4 protein-coding genes are annotated in these 8,266 nt (G+C 71.3%); 1 reads left to right on the top strand and 3 read right to left on the bottom strand.

Translation table 11 applies throughout. The features are described 5' to 3' along the window. On the top strand, positions 1-3,511 hold a 3,511-nt coding region (locus ACX6XY_RS16395; RefSeq protein ID WP_460330979.1), incomplete at its 5' end, for a multifunctional oxoglutarate decarboxylase/oxoglutarate dehydrogenase thiamine pyrophosphate-binding subunit/dihydrolipoyllysine-residue succinyltransferase subunit. 114 nt (positions 3,512-3,625) lie between these two features. Here ACX6XY_RS16395 and fxsT read toward each other — a convergent pair. The 3 genes from fxsT to ACX6XY_RS16380 form a co-directional block, all read right to left on the bottom strand. Continuing rightward, positions 3,626-6,655 (bottom strand): FxSxx-COOH system tetratricopeptide repeat protein, encoded by a 3,030-nt coding sequence (fxsT, locus tag ACX6XY_RS16390; protein ID WP_460330976.1) that lies wholly within the window; start codon positions 6,653-6,655, stop codon positions 3,626-3,628. A 57-nt stretch (positions 6,656-6,712) separates the two neighbouring features. Then, on the bottom strand, positions 6,713-7,939 hold the full coding sequence (locus ACX6XY_RS16385; RefSeq protein WP_460330974.1) for an aKG-HExxH-type peptide beta-hydroxylase: 1,227 nt from the start codon (positions 7,937-7,939) through the stop codon (positions 6,713-6,715). A gap of 108 nt (positions 7,940-8,047) precedes the next feature. Further along, positions 8,048-8,251 carry a hypothetical protein gene (locus ACX6XY_RS16380; protein ID WP_460330972.1) on the bottom strand — a complete coding sequence of 68 codons (204 nt, stop codon included), beginning with the start codon at positions 8,249-8,251 and terminating at the stop codon, positions 8,048-8,050. Positions 8,252-8,266: the final 15 nt, after the last annotated feature.

Raw genomic sequence — 8,266 nt, 5'->3', positions numbered from 1 at the left:
CGCACCGGCCGCGCCCGCCGCTGGGAAGCAGACCCCTCCGGCGGCCGCCGCCCCGGCGAAGCCCGCGGCCCAGGCCGCGCCCGCCGCGAAGCCCGCCCCCGCGCAGCCCGCCGCCAAGGCCGAGGCGCCCAAGGAGGCCCCCGCGGGCCCCGACTACGTCCCCCTGCGCGGCCCGTCCGCCGCCGTCGCGAAGAACATGAACGCGTCCCTGGAGGTGCCGACGGCCACGTCCGTCCGCGCGGTCCCGGTGAAGCTGCTGTTCGACAACCGCATCGTCATCAACAACCACCTCAAGCGCGCCCGCGGCGGGAAGATCTCCTTCACCCACCTCATCGGGTACGCGATGGTGCAGGCCATCAAGGCCATGCCGTCGATGAACTACTCCTACCAGGAGAAGGACGGCAAGCCCACCCTGGTCAAGCCGGAGCACGTCAACTTCGGTCTGGCGATCGACCTGGTGAAGGCCAACGGCGACCGCCAGCTCGTCGTCGCGGGCATCAAGAAGGCCGAGACCCTGAACTTCTTCGAGTTCTGGCAGGCCTACGAGGACATCGTCCGCCGCGCCCGCAACGGCAAGCTCGGCATGGACGACTTCACCGGCGTCACCTGCTCGCTGACCAACCCCGGCGGCCTCGGCACCGTCCACTCGGTGCCCCGCCTGATGCCCGGTCAGTCCGTCATCATGGGCGTCGGCTCGATGGACTACCCGGCCGAGTTCCAGGGCACCTCCCAGGACACCCTGAACAAGCTGGGCATCTCCAAGGTCATGACGCTCACGTCGACCTACGACCACCGCGTCATCCAGGGCGCCGCGTCCGGCGAGTTCCTGCGGATCGTCTCCAACCTCCTGCTCGGCGAGGACGGCTTCTACGACGAGATCTTCAAGTCGCTGCGCATCCCCTACGAGCCGGTCCGCTGGCTCAAGGACATCGACGCCAGCCACGACGACGACGTCACCAAGCCCGCCCGCGTCTTCGAGCTGATCCACTCCTACCGCCAGCGCGGCCACATCATGGCCGACACGGACCCGCTCGAGTACCGCCAGCGCAAGCACCCCGACCTGGACATCACCGAGCACGGGCTCACCCTGTGGGACCTGGAGCGCGAGTTCGCGGTCGGCGGTTTCGCGGGCAAGTCGATGATGAAGCTGCGCGACATCCTCGGCGTGCTGCGCGAGTCGTACTGCCGCACCACCGGCATCGAGTTCATGCACATCCAGGACCCCAGGCAGCGCAAGTGGCTGCAGGACCGGGTGGAGCGCACCACCAGCAAGCCGGAGCGCGAGGAGCAGCTGCGCATCCTGCGCCGCCTGAACGCCGCGGAAGCCTTCGAGACGTTCCTGCAGACCAAGTACGTCGGCCAGAAGCGCTTCTCGCTGGAGGGCGGCGAGTCCGTCATCCCGCTGCTCGACGCGGTCATCGACTCGGCGGCCGAGGCGCGCCTTGACGAGGTCGTCATCGGCATGGCCCACCGCGGCCGCCTGAACGTCCTGGCGAACATCGTCGGCAAGTCGTACGCCCAGATCTTCCGCGAGTTCGAGGGCAACCTCGACCCGAAGTCGATGCACGGCTCCGGCGACGTCAAGTACCACCTGGGCGCCGAAGGCACGTTCACCGGCCTGGACGGCGAGCAGATCAAGGTCTCGCTGGTCGCCAACCCCTCGCACCTGGAGGCGGTCGACCCGGTCCTGGAGGGCGTCACCCGCGCCAAGCAGGACATCGTCAACAAGGGCGGCACGGACTTCACGGTCCTGCCGGTCGCGCTGCACGGCGACGCGGCCTTCGCGGGCCAGGGCGTGGTGGCCGAGACGCTCAACATGTCGCAGCTGCGCGGCTACCGCACCGGCGGCACCGTCCATGTGGTGATCAACAACCAGGTCGGCTTCACCGCCGCCCCGGAGTCCTCGCGTTCGTCCATGTACGCCACCGACGTGGCCCGCATGATCGAGGCGCCGATCATCCATGTGAACGGCGACGACCCGGAGGCCTGCGTCCGCGTGGCACGGCTGGCCTTCGAGTTCCGCCAGGCGTTCAACAAGGACGTGGTGATCGACCTCATCTGCTACCGCCGCCGCGGTCACAACGAGGGCGACAACCCGCAGTTCACCAACCCGCAGATGTACGCGCTCGTCGACAAGAAGCGCTCGGTGCGCAAGCTCTACACCGAGTCGCTGATCGGCCGCGGCGACATCACCCTGGAAGAGGCCGAGCAGGCCCTGCAGGACTACCAGGGCCAGCTGGAGAAGGTCTTCACGGAGGTCCGTGAGGCCGCCACCCAGCCGGGCGAGCACGTGGCCGTCGACCCGCAGGCCGGTTTCCCCGAGGACGCGCCCACCGCGGTCTCCCAGGAAGTCGTCAAGCGGATCGCCGAGTCGCAGGTCAACATCCCCGACCGGATCAAGGTCCACCCGCGCCTGATGCCGCAGATGACGCGCCGCGCGTCGTCGGTGGAGGACGGCACGATCGACTGGGGCATGGGCGAGACCCTCGCCATCGGCTCGCTGCTGATGGAGGGCGTCCCGGTCCGGCTGTCCGGGCAGGACAGCCGCCGCGGCACCTTCGGCCAGCGGCACGCGGTCCTCGTCGACCAGGAGACCGGCGAGGACTACACCCCGCTGCAGTACCTGTCGGACGACCAGGCCCGCTACAACGTCTATGACTCGCTGCTCTCCGAGTACGCCTGCATGGGCTTCGAGTACGGCTACTCGCTGGCCCGCTCCGAGGCGCTGGTGCTGTGGGAGGCGCAGTTCGGCGACTTCGTCAACGGCGCGCAGACCGTCGTGGACGAGTTCATCTCGTCGGCCGAGCAGAAGTGGGGCCAGACCTCCGGCGTCACGCTGCTGCTGCCGCACGGCTACGAGGGCCAGGGCCCGGACCACTCGTCCGCGCGTCCCGAGCGGTTCCTCCAGATGTGCGCGCAGAACAACATGACGGTCGCCATGCCGACCCTCCCGTCGAACTACTTCCACCTGCTGCGCTGGCAGGTGCACAACCCGCACCACAAGCCGCTGGTCGTCTTCACGCCGAAGTCGATGCTGCGACTGAAGGCGGCGGCCTCCAAGGCGGAGGAGTTCACCACGGGCGGCTTCCGTCCGGTCATCGGCGACGCCGCGGCCGACCCGGCCGAGGTCCGCAAGGTCGTCTTCTGCGCGGGCAAGGTCTACTACGACCTGGAGGCCGAGCGGAAGAAGCGCGGCGCGACGGACACGGCGATCATCCGCATCGAGCGGCTGTACCCGCTGCCGGGCGCCGAGCTCCAGGCGGAGATCTCCAAGTACCCGAACGCGGCGAAGTACCTGTGGGTGCAGGAGGAGCCGGCGAACCAGGGCGCCTGGCCGTTCATCGCGCTCAACCTGATCGACCACCTGGACCTGGCCGTCGGCGCCGATGTGCCGCACGGCGAGCGCCTGCGCCGCATCTCGCGCCCGCACGGCTCGTCCCCGGCGGTCGGCTCCGCCAAGCGCCACCAGGCGGAGCAGGAGCAGCTGGTCCGCGAGGTGTTCGAGGCGTAAGCCCCGCGGTTGGTTCCGGTACGGCTGTGCGGCCGTACCCGGTCGAAGGGACCGGCGCCCAGGAGGGCGGCCGGTCCCTTCGGCGTTCCCCGGCGGGGCCCGGACCGGCGGGGCCTAGCCCAGGTAGGGGTCGAAGTCCCAGTACGGGCGGGTCCGCTGGCGGGCGGAGAGGGTGTGCGGGTGCTGTGCGCCCAGTGTCCGGGTCAGCGCCAGCAGGGCGTCCTCCTCCAGCTTGCCCGCCTCCTCGTTTTCCCGGACCGCCCGCAGGTCCCCGGCCAGTGCCACCTGGCAGGACAGGGCCAGCGGATGCTCGCCGCCCAGCGTCTGGCGGGCGCGCCGCAGGGTGTCCCGGCTGAGTTCCGCCGCGTCCGCGATCCTGCCGGTGAAGTTACGCGCGCCTGTGGTGTTGAGGGCGCAGCCCAGGACCCACGGGTGGTCGGGGCCGAGTGTCGCCGTCAGGCCCGCGAGGCCGGACTCGAACAGCGTCAGCGCCTCGGCCCGTTCGCCGGAGGCCTGCATCACCAGCGCGGTGTTGGAGATCATTCCCGTGGCGACGGGGTGCGCGGGGCCGAGCAGGTCCCCGTATCCGGCCGCGGCCTCGGCGATCAGGTCTTTGGCGTGGCTCAGATCGCCGTGCTCGCGCAGGTAGTTGCCGTAGTCCGCGATCGAGGCGAGCGTGAGGTAGTGGGTACGGCCGTGCACCAGCTCCAGCTGCTCGACGAGGCTGGCGAACAGCGGGCCGAGCTCCTGGGACGCCGAGCCCTCGCGGCGCTTGCAGCGTGCCAGGTGGGCGCGTGCGCCCAGGGTCTGCGGGTGCTGGGGTCCCAGTACCTGGACATGCAGGCGCAGGAGGGGCTCCAGGCGGGCCAGGGCGTCGCGATAGCGGCCGAGCAGCCGCAGGTCGTGCACGCAGGCGGTGCCCGAGAGCAGGGTGTTGATGTGCCGGGGGCGCAGCACGGTCTCGTGCCGCGCCACGGTCTCCGTGTCGAGTTCGTACGCCTCCGCGTAGCGTCCCCTCAGCCGCAGGTCGACGCCGAGGTTGTGGCGGGCGTTCAGGGTGAAGAACTCGTCCGGTCCGAGGACCCGCTGGGCGTTTTCGAGTACGTGCCGCTGGAGTTCGTGGGACTCCGTGTACCGGCCCAGGAGGCGCAGACTGGTGGCCATGCCGCTGCTCATGTACAGCACGCCGACTTCGTTGGGTTCGTCGGCCGCGCTGAGCCGGTCCCGGACGGTGCGATGCAGCTCGTACGCCTCGCGGAACCTGCCGCTGGCCCACAGGATGTTGCCCTGCTGGGTGGTGAGATCCAGCAGGGGCTGCGCCAGCGGCGGCATGAACGCGCCCCAGTGCTCGCGGATCTGCTCGGCCAGCCGCAGTCCGGCCCGGTACTCCCCGCTGCGGAAGCAGTAGCGCAGGCAGTTCAGCACGGCCTGCTGGGTCCGGGAGTCGGTGCTGCCCAGCGCACCCGACGGCTCCAGGTGCGGCAGCAGCTCCGCGTACCTGGGCCAGTGCCTGCTGTCCATCGGGTTGCCGGGATCGGCCTCCGCGAGCACCCGGCGGACGGCCCTGCGGTGCGCCGCCGGACTGTCCTCGCTCACCAGCCTGGAGACGATGTCGTGGACGAGCCGGTGCATGTGCACCGACTCCTGGTGCGGCCCCATTTCGGCGTTGGCGGGGCCGCGGGTCTCACGGGTGAGCACCGAGTAGTTGACGAGGGTGTCCAGGGCTCGGGTCCACGCGGGCAGATCCGTGCTCATCCAGCGCAGCCCGGAGGGCAGCTCGGCCTGGGGGAACGCCCGGATCAGGCCGAGCGGGATCCGCCCCGGCGCGAACGACGTGCACAGGCTCAGCACTTCGATGGCCTGTGGCTGCTCGCGGCGGAGCCGGTTGATCAGTATCGACCAGGAGGTGAGAGAAGAGCGCGGGAAGCCTTCGGTCGTGGCGGGTTCGTCGACGAAGGTGAGCTGGCGGTCCCGCACCATCCGCAGGTACTCGGACGCCTCCATCCTGGATTCGCCCAGCCAGGAGGCGGCCTGTACGAGCGGCAGGGGCACATCCCCGAACTCGGCGGCCACCTCGTCGGCCTGCTCCGCGGTGACCTGGGGCGCCCGGCGCATCAGATAGCCGGTGGACTCCGAGCGGGCGAAGCTGGGGACGTCGAGTACGTCGGTGCTCTCGGCCCAGCCTCGGTTGCGGGAGGTGACCAGGACATGCCCCGCCCCCTGGGGCAGCAGAACGTTCGCGCTGTCGAGGTCGTCCCAGCCGTCGAAGATCACCAGCCAGCGGGAGTGCGGCTCGCCCCGCCGAAGTGCCTCGCGCACCGCGCGGATGCGTTCGCCCGGCTCGCTGCCGCTGCGCAGTCCCAGGTGCACGGCGAGTTCGCCGAAGCGGTCCCGCTGGATGTTCCGGTCATCGGAGTTGACCCACCAGACCAGGTCGTAGTCGGGGCTGAAGCGGTGCGCGTACTCGGCGGCGAGCTGGGTCTTGCCGATGCCGGACATGCCGAGCAGGGTGCAGACGGCGGCGCCGGGGTCGGCGTCCGTCAGGCGCTGGTTCAGCTCGGTCAGCAGGTCGTCGCGACCGGTGAACCGCTGGTTGCGGCGCGGTACCTCGCCCCAGATCTCGGGGCGGGTCTCCGGGTAGCGGGCGCCGCGCGCCACGGCGGCGCGGCGCCCGACGGGGCGGGGGCCGCCCAGGCCGAGCCTGCCGAGCAGCCGCTCCTCGGCGGCCTCCTCGCTCAGGCTCCACAGGCTGGCCGGTTCCAGGACCGCCGTGGCGGGCAGCAGCGGCCGGTTGGTGAGGTTCACCGCGGCGAAGCGCTCCGCGTGGGCCGCGACGAAGCCGCGCAGGACGTCGTTCCATTCGCCCGCGGGCCGCGGGCCGAGCTCGAAGAACCAGTCGTTGAGGACCAGCAGCACCCGGCCCCGCGAGAGCAGCAGATCGCTCAGGGACTCCTCCAGCGGCACCTCGCGCTGCGGGTCCCAGCGCTGGAGGACGGCCTGGTGGCCGTTGTTCTCCAGACATTGCGCGATCCAGGCGGCCCACGACCGGTGATATCCCGGAAAGACCACCAGGAAGGTCTCGGATTCCGCCGCCGGGCCACGGTCCGCCGCGCTGCCCCCGCCCGAACGCCGCTGTTCCGCCATCGAACGTCTCCCTATCGCACCCGCGCCTACACAACGCTACAGATCGTCGCCACAGTGTCACCCAACGGGCCGGTTCGCCACGCCGAGACTCGCGTGATGATTTCGCATCCCGCGGACGAACTCTCGTCCGGCAGCGGTCAGTTCATCGGATTCCAGCAGTATGGACAAGGCTTCTCCGACCTGCTCCCGATGCGTCTCGAACTGGTCCGCCGACCGCCGCCGCCAGGACCTCGGGGCGTCCCGCGCACCGCACGCGCGCCACCACAGGTCGGTCAGGGCCAGATGCGCGTACGCGCCCTGGAGTATCGCGGGGACGGGGCGCGGGTCGGGCCGCCACCCGACCCGGTGGTACGCGCCCCGGCCACGGCCCCACAGCGGGACCAGCTCATGGAGCACGGTCATCTTGGTGTGGTGCGCCTCGTGCACCAGGACTTCCGCCATCTCCTGCGCCCCGGCGGGCAGGGAGGTCAGCACGGCGCCCGGCGCGGCGCGCATCGTCGCGCTGACCACGGTCCCGGTCCCGCCCCCTCGGGGATCGTCCCGGCCGCCGGGCGTCATCGGCACCACGGCGCCCAGCAGGGACGGGATCTCCGCGGCGCGTCCGCGGTCGGTCGCGGCGAGCAGCCGCTGTGCGCCGCGCCAGCGCCGGGCCCAGGCCCGGTGTCGGCAGTCCGCCCGCTCGGCGGCGGGGCGGCGCGGCGAACCCACTCCGCCCGGCGGTGTCCGATAGGGGTCCAGGTCGTCGAGTACGGCGGTGCCGCCCGGCAGCGTCCGCAGCCCGGACCAGTCGTGCCCGCCGTCGGCGATCCGTACCCGGCCGGAGCCGATGGCGAGTCTGGCCGTGCCCGCCTCGCCGCGCAGGGCGCCGAGGCCGGGCAGCATCAGGACGCCTCCCGTGACGTGCACGGTAGTGCTCAGCTGGCGGCCCGCGCGGACCGTAGCGGCCAGGACGATGCCGCTGAAGTGGGCGAGCTGATGTTCAAAGGCGGGGCCTTCGGGTGACTTGAGCGCCTCGCCGAGCCACGCGCCGGTCAGCGGGTAGTCGAGGACCTCGCGGACGGCGGCCCGGTGGCCGCGCTCCACCTGCTCAAGGAGCAGCCAGTCGCGGTCGAAGCGCTGCCGGACCGCCGCGTCCAGCGCCGCACGCCGACCGTCCACACGGGTGAGCAGGGCCTTCAGGAGGAGCAGCCGCCGGGCGCGGATTCCGGCACGCAGTGTCATGGCGCTGGCTGGCGCGGGCTGGGTGCTGGCCAGGTGGGCGAGCGCGTCGGAGGAGTACGGCACCCCCCTCATCGTGTTCGCGCCCCGGTCCCCGGACGTCCCGCGCATCTGACCGGAAAACGCCGCTCGGTCGCCCCGGTCCCGCCGGGTGACGGCGCTCCGATACGGACCCTAACGGCCGCCTCCGGAGCTGGTGGAGTACCACACTTCGGCGAGCTGCCCGGCGCGCTCCAAGACCTCCTCGACCGCCGCCGCGAGCCCCGCGTCGTCCATGGCACGCAGTGTCCGCAGGTCAATATCCGGGAGTTCGGGCGGGAGGGGAGGCCGTCCGGCGTCGTCTTCGAGGCCGACCGCGCTGTTCCGCTGCTCCGCCACTCTAGGCTCCTCTCC

Source organism: Streptomyces sp. O3, from assembly GCF_054788135.1.
Note: the sequence above shows the minus strand (reverse complement) of the source record. Positions and strands in the feature narration are given on the sequence as shown.

Bases quoted from the DNA above. Each gene is read 5' to 3' on its own strand.
- fxsT (WP_460330976.1), bottom strand. From the start codon at position 6,655: ATGGCGGAACAGCGGCGTTCGGGCGGGGGCAGCGCGGCGGACCGTGGC.